The sequence below is a fragment of the Asticcacaulis sp. AC466 genome, from assembly GCF_000495815.1.
Classification (GTDB): Bacteria; Pseudomonadota; Alphaproteobacteria; order Caulobacterales; family Caulobacteraceae; genus Asticcacaulis.
In genome coordinates this window covers 1-444 of record NZ_AWGE01000060.1, presented here as the reverse complement: position 1 = coordinate 444, position 444 = coordinate 1, and the positions used below count along the sequence as shown (strand labels likewise).

At 50.7% G+C, this 444-nt stretch carries 1 protein-coding gene; it reads right to left on the bottom strand.

What is annotated here, in order from left to right:
* Positions 1 to 143 precede the first annotated feature (143 nt).
* On the bottom strand, positions 144 to 444 hold a 301-nt coding region (locus AEAC466_RS44340; RefSeq protein ID WP_155913927.1), incomplete at its 5' end, for a transposase.

Below are 444 nucleotides of genomic sequence, written 5' to 3'. Positions count from 1 at the left end.
TACACGGAAAAATGTGAACAAGGGCGGATGGTCAGGTAGACCGGTTTGGGCCTGGCGAAGTAGTAGCAAGACTTTGTCCCGTGACTTTTTCAACAATATCGGCGAATACGAGCCTTAGACAGCCCGTGGCCTAGGTTCGAGACTCAATCAACCCACCATGTGATTGCTATTGCGATAGCGACGGTAGCAGAAAAGTTCGCTGCGAGTTTATCGTATCGTGTGGCGATGCGTCGCCAGTCCTTTAATCGGCAAAACATCCGCTCGATCTGGTTGCGCTTTTTGTAAGCAATGGGATCGAACGGATGGAACCGCTTTCGCGTTTTGTTGTTTGGAATGACAGGTATTGTTCCACGCTCCACCAAGAATTGGCGTAAGCCATCACTGTCATAGGCGGCATCTGCGGATAGAGTTCGCGCTCTAGGTAGAGGAGCGATAAGCGGTAGT